17 protein-coding genes are annotated in these 17,428 nt (G+C 36.8%); 9 read left to right on the top strand and 8 right to left on the bottom strand.

The features are described 5' to 3' along the window. The first annotated feature begins 1 nt into the window (after position 1). A complete protein-coding gene (locus SOI76_RS03660) occupies positions 2-1,252 on the top strand; it encodes an AAA family ATPase (RefSeq protein ID WP_104079851.1) in 1,251 nt (416 codons plus the stop codon). Positions 1,253-1,281: 29 nt separating this feature from the next. Then, on the top strand, positions 1,282-1,737 hold the full coding sequence (locus SOI76_RS03655) for a hypothetical protein (protein ID WP_104079852.1): 456 nt from the start codon (positions 1,282-1,284) through the stop codon (positions 1,735-1,737). A gap of 129 nt (positions 1,738-1,866) precedes the next feature. Here SOI76_RS03655 and SOI76_RS03650 read toward each other — a convergent pair whose 3' ends face one another. Continuing rightward, a complete protein-coding gene (locus SOI76_RS03650) occupies positions 1,867-2,883 on the bottom strand; it encodes a molecular chaperone DnaJ (RefSeq protein ID WP_205668425.1) in 1,017 nt (338 codons plus the stop codon). A 96-nt stretch (positions 2,884-2,979) separates the two neighbouring features. Continuing rightward, positions 2,980-3,885, bottom strand: a complete 906-nt coding sequence (locus SOI76_RS03645) for an AEC family transporter (RefSeq protein WP_104079853.1) — start codon at positions 3,883-3,885, stop codon at positions 2,980-2,982. A 116-nt stretch (positions 3,886-4,001) separates the two neighbouring features. Here SOI76_RS03645 and SOI76_RS03640 point away from each other — a divergent pair, with 116 nt between their 5' ends. From SOI76_RS03640 to SOI76_RS03630, 3 genes are all read left to right on the top strand, one after another. Continuing rightward, positions 4,002-4,886, top strand: coding sequence for a LysR family transcriptional regulator (locus tag SOI76_RS03640; protein WP_104079854.1), 885 nt, complete (start codon positions 4,002-4,004; stop codon positions 4,884-4,886). Between the two features lie 303 nt (positions 4,887-5,189). Continuing rightward, positions 5,190-6,377, top strand: coding sequence for an ammonium transporter (locus SOI76_RS03635; RefSeq protein WP_025466615.1), 1,188 nt, complete (start codon positions 5,190-5,192; stop codon positions 6,375-6,377). 140 nt (positions 6,378-6,517) lie between these two features. Continuing rightward, complete coding sequence (locus tag SOI76_RS03630) at positions 6,518-7,228, top strand: phosphatase PAP2 family protein (RefSeq protein WP_104079855.1); 711 nt, start codon at positions 6,518-6,520, stop codon at positions 7,226-7,228. Between the two features lies 1 nt (position 7,229). Here the strand turns inward: SOI76_RS03630 and SOI76_RS03625 are convergent, their stop codons facing one another. The 6 genes from SOI76_RS03625 to SOI76_RS03600 all read right to left on the bottom strand — a co-directional run bounded on the left by SOI76_RS03625 (position 7,230) and on the right by SOI76_RS03600 (position 14,222). Beyond that, positions 7,230-8,564: an ATP-binding protein gene (locus SOI76_RS03625; protein ID WP_104079856.1), complete on the bottom strand. Its 1,335-nt coding sequence runs from the start codon at positions 8,562-8,564 to the stop codon at positions 7,230-7,232. 24 nt (positions 8,565-8,588) lie between these two features. Continuing rightward, on the bottom strand, positions 8,589-9,263 hold the full coding sequence (locus SOI76_RS03620; RefSeq protein WP_002116411.1) for a DNA-binding response regulator PmrA: 675 nt from the start codon (positions 9,261-9,263) through the stop codon (positions 8,589-8,591). Between the two features lie 14 nt (positions 9,264-9,277). After that, on the bottom strand, positions 9,278-10,927 hold the full coding sequence (yjdB, locus tag SOI76_RS03615; protein WP_104079857.1) for a phosphoethanolamine transferase: 1,650 nt from the start codon (positions 10,925-10,927) through the stop codon (positions 9,278-9,280). Between the two features lie 179 nt (positions 10,928-11,106). Then, on the bottom strand, positions 11,107-12,432 hold the full coding sequence (locus tag SOI76_RS03610) for a DcaP family trimeric outer membrane transporter (RefSeq protein ID WP_104079858.1): 1,326 nt from the start codon (positions 12,430-12,432) through the stop codon (positions 11,107-11,109). Positions 12,433-12,697: 265 nt separating this feature from the next. Beyond that, positions 12,698-12,889, bottom strand: a complete 192-nt coding sequence (locus SOI76_RS03605) for a hypothetical protein (protein WP_025470461.1) — start codon at positions 12,887-12,889, stop codon at positions 12,698-12,700. 73 nt (positions 12,890-12,962) lie between these two features. Further along, positions 12,963-14,222: an MFS transporter gene (locus tag SOI76_RS03600; protein ID WP_205668426.1), complete on the bottom strand. Its 1,260-nt coding sequence runs from the start codon at positions 14,220-14,222 to the stop codon at positions 12,963-12,965. 127 nt (positions 14,223-14,349) lie between these two features. Between SOI76_RS03600 and SOI76_RS03595 the strand changes: the two genes are divergently transcribed. The 4 genes from SOI76_RS03595 to qmcA all read left to right on the top strand — a co-directional run bounded on the left by SOI76_RS03595 (position 14,350) and on the right by qmcA (position 17,410). After that, the gene (locus SOI76_RS03595; RefSeq protein ID WP_104079859.1) at positions 14,350-14,976 is read left to right on the top strand and encodes a lysophospholipid acyltransferase family protein; all 627 of its coding nucleotides are present in this window, start codon (positions 14,350-14,352) and stop codon (positions 14,974-14,976) included. 66 nt (positions 14,977-15,042) lie between these two features. Further along, positions 15,043-15,960 (top strand): patatin-like phospholipase family protein, encoded by a 918-nt coding sequence (locus SOI76_RS03590; RefSeq protein ID WP_032056137.1) that lies wholly within the window; start codon positions 15,043-15,045, stop codon positions 15,958-15,960. 105 nt (positions 15,961-16,065) lie between these two features. Continuing rightward, complete coding sequence (locus SOI76_RS03585) at positions 16,066-16,527, top strand: NfeD family protein (RefSeq protein ID WP_017482111.1); 462 nt, start codon at positions 16,066-16,068, stop codon at positions 16,525-16,527. A gap of 28 nt (positions 16,528-16,555) precedes the next feature. Then, positions 16,556-17,410: an SPFH domain-containing protein gene (gene qmcA, locus SOI76_RS03580; RefSeq protein WP_016143171.1), complete on the top strand. Its 855-nt coding sequence runs from the start codon at positions 16,556-16,558 to the stop codon at positions 17,408-17,410. Positions 17,411-17,428: the final 18 nt, after the last annotated feature.

The raw sequence follows: 17,428 nt of genomic DNA, 5'->3' as shown, positions 1-17,428 counted from the left end.
TATGGAAAATCTTTATATAAAAAACTTTCTAGTTATCAAAGAAGCTGAATTAGAAGTAAAAAAAATAAATGTTATTATTGGTTCTCAAGGTACAGGTAAAAGCGTAATAGTTAAGGCTCTTTATTTTTTTCAAGAAATAGGATCTATTTTTAGAAAATGTCTAACTCAGGAAAATTCTCTAGATAAAGTTTACAAAGGTATAAAAGAAAAATTTATAGAAATTTTTCCTGAGTATGCTTGGAAAAATCAAAATTTTGAAATTGTTTATACTAAAAATGATATTAAAATTGATATTAGTAATTTAAATAATGATTTTCAAACTAAATTATCAGGAAAATTAGCAAGTGACTACAATATCTCACTATTAAAATTTTTAGATGTAAAAAATGAATTAGATAGCTCACAAATTAATGATAATGAATTATTTAAATTTCCAAAACATTTTTTATATAAAAGAGCAGCAACTAAAATATTAGAAGAATCAAGTATAAATCAAATTATTAGCTCTCCCACTTTTATTCCTGCTACAAGGGCTTTTTTCTCACTTTTTCAAGAAAACCTATTTTCATTTATTAATACCGCTCAACAAAATTTAGATCCATTTATTAGAGATTTTGGACAAATGTATGAAGGATACAGAGGATTTTATAATAAAAATAAAGAAAAAATTTATAATAACTTTCCTATTCAATTTATCCAAGAAATAATGAAAGGTGAAATTATTGAAAAAGATAATCAACTATATATTTTAGACAAGAATAATCGTGAAATAGCCTTAGCTCAAGCTTCTTCTGGACAACAAGAAGCTCTACCCATGCTATTAACTCTTTCAGTATTATCTTTTTTTTCTGAAACTAAAAAAGACTTAATCTATATAGAAGAACCTGAAGCCCACTTATTCCCAATTTCTCAAGCATTAACTATTAAAATTTTATCTTATCTATATGGGAAAGACCTAAATTTTATTTTAACAACTCATAGTCCTTATGTTTTAAGTGAATTTAACAATTATCTATATGCTGGTAGTTTAATAAAAAGGAATCTATTAACACAAAATGATTTCCAAGAAATTTTACCTAATACAACAGCCATCCATAGCAACAATCTTTCTGCTTATAAAATAGAAAATGGATATTTAACTAGTATTATTGATCATGAATTTGATATTATTGACTCTAATGAAATAGACAAAGCATCAGAACATTCTCAAGATATTTTTAGTAAGTTACTTGCTTTTGAAAAAGAAATTTAATAATTAAAGGGAGGTTAAGAGTTAAAATTATGTGTAGATTTGAAGACTGTGGAACAAAAAAAATTTTTCCAATTAGAAAAGAACTTAATAATTCATTTCAAGTAATTAATCCTAATTTCCAGTATTTATGTGAGGTTAAAGTAGATGGTGGTTTAATAAATACATCAGAAATAAAAAAATGTGATTGGATGTATAAAATTTTAGATACAAAAAATAAAGCTCTAGAATGTTATTTTTTATTTAAACTTAAAGGTAAAGGGAAGTTTGATGATGTTTTTGAGCAGTTTGAATCTACTTATAATTATCTCAAAAGTCTCGATCAAGTACACAGTAAGGTTCCTAGAATTGCTTTTGCGGTATCTACTGGAATACCCAAAAAAAACTCACAAACAGATAAATTATCTATTAGACTAAAAAGAAATACTGGAATTGATGTTAAACCAATACGTTCTGGAATACAAATTGATTTGGCTAATCACTATTAATAATCTTTTTCCCAGTCATAGGATATGAGAATATTCCGTTGAATTTAATTACTATTTAATCCAGAAAATGCTTTCTCCTTGTAAAATATATGTAAAGCTTATTGTCAGAGAAAAAGGTGCTTTTTAAAATTAAAGCACCCCATGCCCCAACAACATCTCTATCCCACTCACCTTTTTCATATGCTTTAAGCGTTCCTTTTCCCACTTCAACTGCTGCTTTAATTCAGCACAATCAGCATCGACAGCTTTATAAACATCACTAATATGCACATTCTCTGCTTTTACATTCTTGGCTAACTGAAACGAATCCAAAATCTCAGCAATTTGACTTTCAAGCTGCTGACTTTGTGCATCCAAAGCCAGTTTATAAAACCGTAACTGCTCGGCAGATAATTCTTTAGCGCCTAGCCCTTTATTCTGTTCAAGCTGTAACTGGAGTTTGAGTAAATAAAACAAATCCTGCTTTTCGTAGGCCTGACTTGCCTGTTGGAACAGCTCAGTTTTTTCCTGTTTTTTTGTTTCATCTTGCTCACGATCTGGGTGAATCATCGCGGCAATTTTTAAATAGACTGTTTTAAGTGACTGCGCTGCCATTTGCTCTGCTTGTTCACGTTTTTGTTGCTGTCTTTGTTGTTTAGCCTGTTCTCGCGCTTGTTGTTGCTCGGCTGCATACTGTTCAAAGTCTTCTTCAAACTCTAAACCTTGATCAGCACTTTCTTCATATCCAAATTCTATTGGTTGAGCTTTTTTATTCTTTTTTACCGACTCTTGTGCATGTTGCTGATAAAAGGTATCAATCTGCTTTACCAACTCCAACTGTTCAGTAGATAACATTTTTGAGCGCTTCAACATTTGGGCAAGCTGGGCAATTTTTTCGTCTAGTTGTTGCATGTCTGCTTTGGAAAACTCATGGCTATGCAACATATTCCAAAGTTGATCCAACTGCTGAAATAGCACGGCATGTAAATCGCTATACACAGGCATCAGTTTTTGCCGTATGTGCTGTTGAATCTCAGCTTGTGCATTTTGCCATGTGCTCAGGCTAACTTTTTGCTGCTCTATTTTATCAATCAGGCGATTCAGTTTTTTCTGCTGTGCAGACGGTTCAGACCTTTGCTGCAAGCTCACTTTGAGATCAAAGGACATACTTATCCACCTGAAAAAGAAAAAAGTGTAGCAATAATTATATGAGGAAGGTAGCTAAGCATTCTTTAAATATGAGTCAGCCTAAAGATTTATATCTTAAGAAATCCACCAAATCACTAATGGCAAAGTCACGGCAGCACATAAGGTTTGAAAGCTAATCACGGCAGCCATGAGCTGACTATCGCCACCCAAAACCTTAGTTAAAATGTAGGAAGCGGAAGCAGTCGGTAGCGCAAAGAAAATAACTAAAATTTGTGTTTGTAAACTTGATAAACCAAACCACATGCAGACCGCGTAAGCAAAGGCAGGCACTGCTAAAAGTCGTGCGAACGTGTCTGCTGCCAATACCACAATGTCCTTTTTAATTTGCATAAACTGTAAAGCTGCGCCAACACATAACAAACCCAGTGGCAAACTCGACACTGAAAAAAGCTTGATAAAGTGAGTAAAGCCTTCCCAAATCGGGATTTGAAGTGCATTGACTGCTGCCCCTACTACACACGATGCAATTAAAGGATTTTTAAGGAGTGCAATCAAAACAGGTTTAATTGCCATGTGTTCTTTAGAGGTTAGAGCAAGCACCGAAATAACATTTACCAGTGGAATGCAAAGCGCCAATAAAATTGCCAGTATTGCCATTCCTTCACTTTTAAAAAGTGAAGTCACTAATGCCAAACCAATATAGGTATTAAAGCGAACCATACTTTGTACGTGCACACCAAAACGTGCAGGGGGTATTTGCCAAAACATTCGGAGGATGTATAAAAAGGCGGTGACTGCTAAAACCACAATCAACATCGCAATGATGGCTGTACTCAAGCTTTGTAAGTCAATTTTCGCGGTCGATAACGTACTGAAAAGCAAAGCAGGAAATAAAATATAGTAATTCAGCTTCTCAGCCCCAGCCCAAAACTCATCGCTAAAAAAACGATATTTTTTAAATAAGTATCCCGATGCAATTAATGCAACTAAGGGAAATAGAGATAAAACAATACTATTCATTTCTTTACTCGAGTTTTGTTGAGGCTTGCTGTTTTGACAATTAGCTTGGCTTACTCATATATTAAAGATAATGAAAACTCATGATAAAATGAGTTTTTACTCATAATAAATACAACATGACCTTTACCCAACTTGAAATTTTTGCACTCATTGCTGAACTAAAAAGCTTTACTGCTACAGCAGAAAAGCTGGGAATTTCACAATCGGCAGTTTCCCATGCGCTTAAATCATTAGAACAACAATGGGGCATTAACCTGATTTCAAGAACTCAAAGTGATATTGAGCTGACGACGACAGGTCAGCAGCTACTTACTCATGTAAAAGAGCTATTGAGTATTTCCGATACCTTAGAAAAAGAAGTGGCTGCAATCCATGGTTTAAACGAAGGCACACTACGTATTGGATCTTTTGGGGCTTCATCCTCTATTTATCTATTGCCTGAAATTTTAGAAACCTTTCGGCAACGCTACCCAAAAATTGAAATTTATATCGATGAAGGTGAAGATAAAGAAGTTGCTCAGTGGTTATTGGAACGGCGCATAGAAGTCGGTTTTTTGATTATGCCAGATGAGCGTTTTGATACATTCCCATTAATTGAAGATCGTTTTGTGGCCCTAATTCCGAGTGGTTACCCGCTCGCGCAGCAACTCTATATTGATCCAGCACAGCTAGAAAATTGCCCATTTATTATGACAATGGCGGGTAGTAGACATCAGGTCGAATTAATTTTAAAAAACTTTAATGTGAAACCAGACATCAAATTTTATGTTTCACAAATTCTAAGTATAGTCAGCATGGTCCATAACCAGTTAGGGATTTCGATTGTCTCTGATATGGTGCTCACCAAAGAATTACTGTCACTCTATCCAAATGTAGTTAAACGCCCTTTTAAACCGAACCTTAAACGTTCTATTGGTCTAGCAGTCAAGAATAAAAAGCACATGAGTCCCGCTGCAAAAGCTTTTATTGAAGTCGCACAATCGGTTTGGTCAGATCATTAATAAAAATGGATGACTCTTTTTAAACTTTGAGAACGAACTCTTTCAGGTCAATTTATAAGCGCATTAGATGACTTGTAACGTAAAAAGCGCCAAAACTGCCCCTCTTTAACTAGATCAATGCACCATTTATCGCCAAAAAATCCCTATTTAATCCAAATTGGTGCGCTTATTGCATATTCATTTTTATGCAATTGAGTTTGTTTCGACAAGCTTAGGTTTTTAGATTCCTTAAATCTATTTTGGTGCAATTTACAGACCTAGATTTGTTCCAAAATGGAATTTAGCACTTTTTTCGAGCATGCTATGCAAAATGTAGATCTATTTTTCTTATTACTTGGTGCAGTTTTGGTTCTTGCCATGCACGCAGGTTTTGCATTCTTGGAACTTGGTACAGTTCGCCACAAAAATCAGGTGAACGCACTTAGTAAAATTCTGACTGACTTTGCCCTTTCTGCAATCGCATATTTCTTTGTTGGCTACTACATTTCTTATGGTCAGCACTTCTTCCATGATGGTACGGTTTTATCAAGTGATCATGGCTATAACCTCATGCGTTGTTTCTTTTTACTCACCTTTGCTGCGGCAATTCCTGCCATTATTTCGGGTGGTATTGCTGAACGTGCAAAAATGCGTTCACAAGCAATTGCCACCCTCGCTTTAGTTGCGCTGGTATATCCATTTTTCGAAGGTATGGTCTGGAATGGTAACTATGGTCTGCAAAAGTGGTTAGAAACAACCTTTGGCGCAGCTTTTCACGACTTTGCAGGTTCAGTCGTAGTTCATGCCATGGGCGGTTGGATTGCACTTGCTGCTGTCATTTTATTGGGTGCCCGTTCTGGTCGTTATAAGAAAGATGGTCGTGTAAGTGCTCATCCCCCTTCTTCTATTCCATTTTTGGCACTTGGCTCATGGATTTTAATTGTCGGCTGGTTTGGCTTTAACGTGATGAGTGCTCAGCGTGTTGATGCTATTTCTGGCTTAGTTGCTATTAACTCCCTCATGGCAATGGTTGGCGGTACGATTACAGCCAATGCGATTGGGAAAAATGACCCAGGTTTCTTACACAACGGCCCACTTGCTGGTTTAGTCGCAATCTGTGCAGGCTCTGACATTGTTCATCCAATCAGTGCACTTGTGATTGGTGGTGCAGCTGGGGCTATGTTTGTGTATCTATTCACTTATACTCAAAACAAACTTAAAGTTGACGATGTGTTAGGTGTGTGGCCTTTACACGGCGTATGTGGCGCATTTGGTGGTATTGCAGTAGGTTTATTTGGTCAACAATGGCTTGGTGGCTTAGGAGGTGTATCGTTTGCCTCACAACTCATCGGAACAGCACTCGCGATTGCTATTGCACTGGCTGGCGGCTTTATTGTTTACGGTTTACTTAAAGCGACGATTGGCATTCGTTTATCTCAAGAAGACGAGTTTCGTGGTGCAGATTTGTCTATTCATAAAATTTCGGCAAACTCTGAAGAGGGTATGTTTTAATACTTTCTAAAGTGCTCAGGGCGACGATACTTCTCGTCGCTTTTTTTATTTTTTAAAGAAAATTGAACTTCTTTCTTCAGTATAGTTTAAGAGCAATTTAAGCTTAATTTTATGTAATGCCTTTACTCACGATCTAATTGATGTTGCATGGCATGAATCAACAAAAACAATTTTTCCAGATTAATATCATTCTTCTGTTTTTCAGTTTTTTTCTGCTTTTAATCGTTTTTCCAGTGGGTGGGAAAATTGATATGTACTTCATCCAGCCTTGGATCGATTCAACGGGTCATTTTTTCAATCGAGACAATTGGTATCTAGAAAGACTTAATCATGAAATTGTAAAACAGATCATTACTGGCATTTATGTCATCTTTTTTGGTCTATGGCTTGCATCATTTAAAGTTGAGAAATTAAAGCTTTACCGCTGGCAATATGGGTATATGTTTTTTGTGAGCATGATTGGTAGCGCACTGGTTGGTCTCTTAAAATCACAATCTGCTCATGCCTGCCCTTGGAATATGGCTCATCCTAACAGCTTAGGTGGCTATATTTGGGATTTTACTGCGAAACATGGGCATTGCTTTCCGGGTGGACATGCAAGCGCTGGCTTTATTTTAATGACAGGTTATTTTGTTTATCGTCTTGAACAACCCAAACGTGCCTATTTTTATCTCATTTCAGGCATTTTATTAGGATTTATGATGGGATGGGCACAAATGATGCGTGGAGCACATTTCCTGAGTCATAATTTATGGACAGGTTGGGTAGTTTGGGCGGTAAATATCTTATTTTATGCCGTTTGTATTCACCGCTTTGAGTTTGAAAAACGAATCAAACAAGAACTTATCTAACTCAAGTCCTTGTTTCGTGAACATGTAAAATCTTTGGAAGTTTAACCAAAACCGAAAGTCCACCCAGCTCTAAACTTCTGTCTAGTGTCAAATTCCCACCTAAACGTTGAGTTGCTCGATCAACAATGGATAGACCTAAACCACTCCCCACTTCAAGATGGTGATGTACACGGTAAAAACGCTTTAGGACTTTATCATAATGTTCTGGGTCGATTCCCGCGCCGCTATCTTCAATTTGTATACATGCATCGCCATCTGTCGCAGTGAAAACAGAAATATTAATCATCCCCTCATGAGGTGTATATTTGATTGCGTTATCAATTAAGTTAAAAATAATTGAATGAACTGTTGGTTCGACACTGTGCATTTCAATTGGCTCGTTACGAACAAAACCCAAGTCGATTTCTTTTTGCATAGCTAAATTGACAAGCTGCTCAACACAATTCAAAGCGACATCATTAAGCTGAAAAGCCCTCGTCGGTTCAATCACACTTAAAGAAACATCCTGCTTAGCCAGCGCTAAAAGCTGTGTCACCAAATGCTGAATACGTGCTAATCCTTTACTCAAATTTTGCAGCGATTCCTGCTCAGGAAATTGGCTAATTAAAATTTTAGTTTGTAAATTCAGAGCAGTCACAGGAGTTCGAAGTTCATGGGCTGCATCTGCAATAAACTGTTTCTGCTCGTTTTGTGCCTTAGAAATGCGCTCAAAAAGTCGGTTCATTTCATCAATTGTGGGTAACAATTCTTGAGGATAATCTACAACTTCAATAGGTGTTAGTTCTTCTGAATCACGATGAGTCAGTTCATTTTTAAAGTCATCGATCGGCTTCAGCCCACGACGAATAATTGCAGCTAAAGCAAAAATCGCAAATGGTAAGATAATCAAATATGGAATGAACATGCTACCTGCAAGTTCCCAAGCAAAAGCCTCACGAACCTTTTCTTGCTGGCTAATCTGAATCTGGTAATCCTTTAACGGTAAAACATAGGTACGGATTAAGCCGTTACTGGTTTTATGTGAGTAAAAGCCAGCTTGTGTAACAGGTGGAACCAATAAATGGAGATGGTGTGATAAATGGGCTTGATCTTTATAAGCCCAAATATCTACAAATAGATCTTCTTCATGATAAGTTTTATGAAAATCAAACTCACTGCTTACCGTTTTTAATGGATATTCAGCTGTTCGCTCAGCTAAATAACGCATTTGCGTATCTAAAATTTCATCGACTTCTTGCAGTGCAACTTTATAAGCACTAAAAATTAATATACAACCTAAAATGACACTGAAAACTGAGGTGCCCCAAATCAGTCGTTTTTTTAATGAATAATGCACTGTTATGAAGTTCCAAAATTTAAATTATGATTGCCCTAAACGATAACCCAGCCCTCGAATCGTTCGAATAAAGTCTTTCCCGAGTTTAGCTCTCAAGTGATGCACATATACTTCAATCGTATTACTGGTTACATCACTATCGAAATCATATAACTTATCTTCAAGATTTGCTTTAGAAAAGATTTTATTTGGGTGGCTCATCAAAGGAATAAGAATTGCCCATTCACGATTGGACAAATCAATACGTTGACCTTTAAAAGTAGCAATGTGCTGTTCAACATTTAAAACCAGATCACCACTTTGTAATAGCTGCTCATGATTGGCAAGCTGAGCCTCTACCCCGCTACGGCGTAATAGTGCATGAATACGAGCAAGTAACTCATCAAACTCGTATGGTTTGATCAAGTAATCATCTGCACCATGGTTTAAGCCATCAACACGGTTTTGTAACTGATCTCGCGCTGAAATAATTAAGACGGGAGTTGCTGCTCTTTGGCGAATTTGCTTTAAGACTTGCATACCATCCATCATCGGTAGTCCTAAGTCTAAAAGAATTAAATCAAACTTATTTTTAGCCAACTGAGCCAGACCGTCTAAGCCATTATTGACCCACTCCACTTCAAATTGATGATATTGCAGCAACGTTATTGTTGACTCTGCAATCATAAAATCATCTTCAATCATCAAGATTTTTGTCATGTTCTAGGCTCGCTTTAATTCACATGGGCACAAGAGTGCAGCATATCCAGTTGAGGGTTGATGACCTGAGTTTTTACACCTAACAAACTCAGTAAGCTTGGGAATAAATTATCCTGACTTAACTTTTCTTTAGTCTGTTGGCCTAAACAACTTACTTGTGCAAGGTTGTGTTGTTTCCATTTATCAGAGAACCACATAATCATTGGTACATGTGTTTGTTGACTCGGTGCAATTGCATATGGTGAACCATGTAAATATAAACCATGTTCACCCGTTGATTCACCATGATCAGATAAATACCATAAACCTGTTTGATATTTCGATAATTCTTTTAGGTTATTAATGATCTGACTTAACACATGGTCTGTATATAGAATTGTGTCATCATAACTATTTAATAACTCTGTTTGAGAACAACCCTGTATCGCATTAGTATCACAAGTCGGTTTAAACGGTTGATATTGGGCAGGTGCACGCTTGTAATAAGCTGGACCATGACTTCCGACTTGGTGTAAAACAATGAGTCGCGGACGAGTATCTTCTTTAGGAATAGTCGCTAAATACTCATTTAAGCTATCAATTAAAATATCATCATAGCATTCGCCATCTTTACACCATTTTTGCTTTAACTTTTCAGGTGTTTTGTACTGTTCAACACGATCACAAGTGCCCTTACAGCCAGAGTTATTATCAATCCAAGTTACTTGGTAACCCGCACGTTTAGCAATGTCCAATAGACCTTCACGGTGACTTGCTAGTTGTTCATCGTAGTCAACACGAGGCATTCCAGAGAACATACATGGAACCGACACAGCAGTTGCTGTACCACATGAGCTGACTTGGGAAAAATTCAAAATATCTTGTTTAGAAAGTTCCGGATTCGTATTTTTCGAATAACCATTTAATGCAAAACTTTCCGCACGAGCTGTCTCACCAACAACGAGAACCATTAATTTAGGCAAGTTGCTTTGTACTTGCTGAACTTGATGAGCATCTTCTCCATAATGTATAAGTGGTAAGTTCTTCTTAGGCGCCATTTTGTGGTAATAAGACATTAAAGATGAAATACTATTTTGTGGTGAGATCATACCTTTCAAATCACGATGCTCACGAAAAATAGATGCAAAATCAACATAATAAACAAACAATAAAATACCAACGATTGCACATGAACCAACAATCGAACCAAGTTTTTTCATTAATAAATAAGATACTTTTTCTTTTTTAAGTTTTACCTGCGTAATTAAAATAATAGGTAAAACCACAAAGAAAACTGTCCAAAGCCCGAAACGTAATGAAATTAAATCAGAAACTTCAGATACATCAGTTTGTATCATATTTTGAATCTGATCAGGTGAGATAATTACACCTAACGTATTTACAAAATAAGAGCTAAAACCACCAATAAAGACCAGCAAAATTGCAAAAAGTTTGGCCGTCCATTTCCAGTTTAAGATTTGTAAAAGCGCATAATAAGCAGCAACCACAATAAACACTGTGGCAGCTAAAAATAGAATAGCCTTTACTCCAAAATATGGAGTTAAAATATCAATGCTATGGAAGAAACCAATATTGAGAATGGCCCCCAACCAAATAGCTAAAATTAAATTAAACATAAACAGGGAAATCTGTTTATTTTTTAATGTAGAAAAAAAATTCAGCATCTCGGACGACTACAATCTTTTTATGATGCTCTAATGTAGAAATTAAAACTTAAAAATGACTTAAATAAAAAATGATCGAATCTAGAGGCCTTGCCACATACTTATTTTTTAAATTTTAAATAACAAAAAGGCGAGGTTAATTAACCTCGCCTTGTTTAATTTTTAACTAAATATTGTCCTTAGAAACTATATTTAGCCATTAAACCAACACGGTTATCTTTGTAAGACTTACCATCAAAGGTATCACGCTTACCGTTAACGTATTCAACACCTAAATCAATTGGTTTAACTGGTGTGTAAATGACGTTAAGCCATGCTTGTTGAACTTTTTCATTACCAGCTGCATATGCTTTAGCATAATCAGTGCCGTCATCAGAGAACTGAGCACCATATGCTAGAGTAGAACGTAAGTTAGGTAAAATTTTATAAGTTCCACCCACTTGTACGGCTACAAATTCATTTTGTTCAATATCACCGTTTACAATTGTATAGGCCTTATTACTACCATATAAGTAGTTACTGTTACCTACAACATAAGATGCATCAGCAAATAGTTTTAAAGGATCAGATACTTTAAAATCTGTACCAACAGCAACCCCCCAACCAGTTTGGTTATCACCGCCAGCTTTTGATTTATAATTTTCAACTAATGCACGAGCTGAAGCAGAACCTTTACCATCTGCATAGCCTTGAGTAATTTTAGCAGTTAATACTGGCAAACTATATTTAATACTGTCATTTACCCAGCTACCATCTGTATCTTTTGTACCAGTAAGACCAGCGCTATCACCTTTTTCAACCGCTACAAACAATTGTGTTGTTGGTCCTAGTTTGTAGTTATAGCGTACTTGTGGAACACGAGTAGTACCACCACCAATGTTTGTCGAGAAGTCGATCATTTCTGGTGCATGATTAGCTAAGAAGTTTGAAGTCGTTTGACCAAATAGCCAGTTATTATATGTTACATAAGCATGACGAACACGCAATGAGCCATTTGAATCTGTTGTTGAACCAGCAAAGTCAACTTCGAGTTTACCACCGACTTTAGCATCATTTACTGGAGCTGTGAAATCAAGGCCTAGACGAGTCGTTTTAGCAGTTGCACGAATTTTGTCTTTTGCTTCGCCTTTTGATTCAGCTACTTTACCAAAGTCGTTATCAGCACCTTCAATAATATAGTTAGCGTCGCCACGAACAAAACCATATAGATTCACATCAGCGCCAGCTTTAGATTTAAATCCTGCTAAAGGTGAAACTGGTGCAGCAACAGGTTGTGCTTTAACTTCAGCGAGTTGTACTTGCTGTTGTTGCTGTACTTGCTGTTGTTGTTGCTGTACTTGTTGTTGCTGTTGAATTAAAGCTTTAAGTGCTTCAACTTCTTTACGAAGCTGTTGAATTTCCGCTTTGTCGGAAGTTGCAGCATGTGCCCCACTCATCATTAAAGCTGTTACTGTAAGAGCTAAACTTTTAATAACGAAAGATTTACGATTAAGGAATAGATCCATCAAGAACTCCTAAAAATATATTTTATGTTGCCTATCCATGCCAAGTTGATTTACGCCATTAAATTAAGCGGCTAAAAAAATCAACTCTCCTCCACTTTGGTTACATTAATTTTATTACCGCAACCAAAACCAATTTCAACGCTGTGCAAGACTAAAGCCCATAACCAAAGACATACTTTGTTTTACAGATTTTTACCTTAACTTCATGTTGTAACGAATCCTACACAACTCTCTTATCTTATAGAATGATTAAATCGTTATTTCATTATTCTTTTTTAGACTTTAGGCTAATATCCAATCTAATTGAACATTTTTCTGCCGATTTTGATTGATTCACATGATTTTTCTTGTTATCGAAATCCATTTTTTCTCCAGTTAGCTTCCATTTGCTACCTACACAAGATGGCACAATTAATAGCGCATTTAAATAGCTAAAAATATACATTTTTAAAAACATAGACAAAGGTATTAGATCTAGGCTAGATCATGACTTAAGCAATATTAAGTTTCTTTATTTCATTTAGTTAACATTATTTTTCCTGTAGTTTTTCATGTTTCCAGAGATAAATAGGCAGTAAAGTAATCACTGCAATAATGACAATAGCTATCAAATAATAGAAATAACCAAGTACATCACCAATCACCCCACTAAAACTATAAAGAAGACCACTCACAGTCGCCATGACTGAAACCTGAAAGGTAAAATCTGTCCCCGCATATTCTTTGCGACTGTAATGCATGACTAGAGTCAACATAACCACCAATAACATTGCCGAGAAGGCGTCTTCTAACGCATTTACTATATAGATAGCCCAAACATTGAGCTGAATTTTTTGTTCATAGGCATAGGCTAAATAAGCATAGGCTCCTAGACTCATAATTTTAAAAATTGAAAAACCCATTAATGCTGTTGGTCTTGAAAAGTACTTAAGCACTCCTCCTGCTATTGCCGCCCCAGCGAGTGCCGCTACTGCACCAAGCATCGTGATATAAACACCAATTTGAGTAAAACTTAATCCCATATCCACCATTAAAGGTTTGAGTAATGGTCCCGCTAAGCCGTCCGCGACTTTAAAAGTGATCAGTACCATTAACCAAGAACGGAGCTCTTTATTTTGAGAGAAATATCTTAGGTAAGCTTTAATTTTTAGGACTAAATTTTGCTGATTAAGTTTGAGTTCGCGACTCGCATGAGAAGTATGTTGAGGCTCTTTAAATAATAAAACTGGTAAAGTATTTAAAAATACTAAGGTTGCTAATAGCAAAAAAGTGGGTTGCCATGTTAACCAGTCTAAGCACCAAAGTACGGCGCCTCCTCCAACAATAAAACCTAACCGCGAACCAATGACCTGAAATGTATTGCCCCAATGTTGTTGATCATGTTTCAACAAGTTGACTGCTAAAGCATCGGTCGCAATATCTTGGGTCGCTCCTGTTAAATTCATAAAAAGAAGTGAAATAAAAAAGGCAAATAAATAAATGGGTTGATCTAAAGCTTGAACGGGGAAAAAAGACAAAATGCAAAGTACAGCTACAGTCAAAAACTGAGTAGGTAATATCCAACTACGATAGTGACCTAAACGGGAAAGTGCGTGTCGGTCGACCCACGGCGCCCAAAAAATCTTGATTGACCAAGGCAACATTAATAAGCCAAAGCCACCAATATGGGCGAGTGAAACTCCTTCTGCCCTTAAGATCACGGGTAAAGCGTGCGTCATAAAGCCAACAGGCAGTCCTTGTGCCCAATATAAAGAAAATAGCAGAAGATAAAAATTTTGCTGCCGCAACATAGAAACCTACTTTTTATTTGTTTAATGAGGAATAACATCAAATGCCATGTTGTTCTTACATTTTGCCAATGAAGCATATATTTCAAAAGATTAAGATAAAACTAGGACAAGTTAAAATTTAAAAAATATGGATCAATATTTCCCTAATTTACCTGATTTAGTACCTCAACGCGGTACTGCTTTAAGCCGGGCGCTATTTAAAAAACTTTTTTTAGCGCAAGGTTGGACAATTGAAGGCGAAGTTCCTAATTTTCCAAAAGCAGTTGCGATTATTTCCCCCCATACTTCCAATATTGATGGATGGTATGGCTTTCTTGCGATTTTCGGATTAGGTATCCAAATTACGGTATTAGGTAAAGATGCTCTTTTTAAACCACCTTTTAAACGAGCTTTAGATTGGGCTGGGGTCATTCCTGTTAAACGCGACACAGCCAATGGACTTACGGAACAAGTCGTTGCCACCATTCAAAAACATGACAAGATCTGGATTGGAATGGCGCCCGAAGGCACACGTAAAAAAGCAAAAAAAATGAAAAGTGGTTTTTACCATATCGCCGCAAAAGCTAATATTCCCATTGTGATGTTTTCTTTTGATTATGACCATAAGACGATTCACTGTTTAGGTCACTTAAACCCAAGTGGCAAATACGACGAAGATCTCGCCAAGATTTTTGAGCGTTATGAAGGAAAAATTTCACCTAAAAATCGCAATTGGCTCGCTGAACCTTTACAAAATCTAGTGAAAAAAACCTAGCAAAAATTGAGCAAATCTGGTCTCATGGCCCTTCTTAATTTATCTCGACATAGATTATTTTTAAAGATGAAAATTGCTCAATTTGCCAGTATTGGATTTATCTCTCTAGCACTATTTGGCTGTGATAAATTTAGCAAGACACCAACACCGACAACCTCAATAAAAGCCCGTGAACCTGTGATTGCACTTGCTTTAGGTGGCGGTGGAGCAAAAGGATTTTCACATATTGGTGTAATTAAGGTTTTAGAGTCTCACGGAATTAAACCTAAAATTGTAACGGGTACCAGTGCCGGTAGCTTTGTTGGAAGTATCTACGCAAGTGGACAAACGCCTTATCAATTGCAAAGTCTGGCTTTAAAGTTACAAGAGTCAGATATCCGCGATTTAACACTTAATCGTCAGGGTATTATTCTTGGACAGAAGTTACAGGACTACGTTAACCGTAACGTAGGCAATAAACCGATTGAGAAGTTCCCAATCCGTTTTGCTGCCGTGGCAACACGCCTTGATAATGGTCAAAAAGCTGACTTCATTAAAGGTAATGCAGGCCAAGCCGTACGTGCATCTTGTAGTATTCCAAATGTGTTTGTACCAGCGACAATTGGCAAGCAGAAATATGTCGATGGTGGATTGGTTAGCCCTATTCCAGTTAAAACAGCTCGTGACATGGGTGCAGATATTGTCATTGCAGTCGATATTTCCGCGCGTCCAGCAGGAAATCGCCCAGCCAATATGTGGGGATTACTGGATCAAACCATTAATATTATGGGTCAACAAAGTATTAATGAAGAGCTCAAGCAGGCCAATGTTGTCATTCAACCTAAAGTTGGTCATCTAGGTACTCTTGATCTCAAATCAAGTAACCAAGCAATTTTGGAAGGCGAAAAAGCAGCTCAAGCGCAAATACGCCAAGTTGAAACTGCAATTGCAAACTTCAAAAAATCTCCAGCTGCGTTTAAGCCTGCACCACGCCCTAAATTCTAATTGAGGTGGTTTTTTTCTATCCACATTCCCCATCATCTGCTACAGTGGTAAAAGTGATATTGAGTCACTTTTACCCATCATAAAGATATATAAAAGAGCAGATCTATGGAGTTTGTTATACAACCTTGGCACTGGTTTGTATTGGGTATCTTACTTATTCTTTCTGAACTGATTCTACCCGCCTTTGCCGCGCTTTGGTTTGGTATTGCCGCCATTATGGTGTGCTTTCTCTACTGGTTATTTCCAGATATTAGCCTCACAACGCAAATTGTATTGTGGATAGTTCTGTCAGTGCTATGCACCATTCTTTGGTTCAAATTTATTAAACCATTATCAATTGATAAAACTAAAGCGGGATTACCCCGTGAAGCGACTATTGGTCAAATTGGTATGGTGATTCAAACCGGTCTTGACCATGATCAAATTATTGTTCGCTTTCCAATGCCTATTTTAGGTGCCGATGAATGGAACTGTCGAAGCACCACTCCAGTCAAAGTCGGTGATCGCGTTAGAGTTATTGATATTTCGGGTAATGACTTAATTGTCCAGTCCCACAGTACTTCATAAACATTAAAGATAAAGAGAGGGTATTTTCATGCCAGTTGGTACTATTATTGTTTTAGCCTTTTTGGCTTTTGTAGCTATCACTATTTTTAAAGGGGTTCGCATTGTTCCTCAGGGTTATAAGTGGATTGTTCAACGCTTAGGTAAATATCACTCTACTCTAAATCCGGGGCTTAATTTTGTGATTCCCTATGTCGATGATGTGGCTTATAAAGTTACCACTAAAGATATTGTATTAGATATCCCGTCTCAAGAAGTGATTACACGTGACAATGCTGTATTACTCATGAATGCGGTGGCATATATTAATTTAACCACACCAGAAAAAGCAGTTTATGGTATTGAAAACTATACATGGGCAATTCAAAACCTTGTACAAACTTCATTACGTTCTATTGTCGGTGAAATGGATTTAGATGACGCTTTGTCTTCACGAGACCATATTAAAGCGAAGCTCAAAGCAGCTATTTCTGATGATATTTCAGATTGGGGAATAACTTTAAAAACTGTTGAAATTCAAGATATTCAACCCTCTTCAACCATGCAAGCTGCCATGGAAGCTCAAGCTGCGGCAGAACGTCAACGCCGTGCGACAGTAACAAGAGCTGATGGTGAAAAACAAGCTGCAATTTTAGAGGCTGACGGTCGCTTGGAAGCCTCTCGCCGTGATGCAGAAGCACAAGTTGTTTTGGCTGAAGCTTCACAAAAAGCGATTGAGATGGTCACAAGTGCAGTGGGTGATAAAGAAACACCAGTTGCTTACCTGTTAGGTGAGCAGTATGTCAAAGCGATGCAAGATATGGCGAAATCAAGCAATGCTAAAACTGTGGTTTTACCAGCCGATGTTTTAAATACAATTCGCGGCATTATGGGAAAACATAATTAATTTAGTTACTTTAAATAC

It is taken from the genome of Acinetobacter pittii (assembly GCF_034064985.1).
Taxonomy (GTDB): Bacteria; Pseudomonadota; Gammaproteobacteria; order Pseudomonadales; family Moraxellaceae; genus Acinetobacter; species Acinetobacter pittii_H.
Note: the sequence above shows the minus strand (reverse complement) of the source record. Positions and strands in the feature narration are given on the sequence as shown.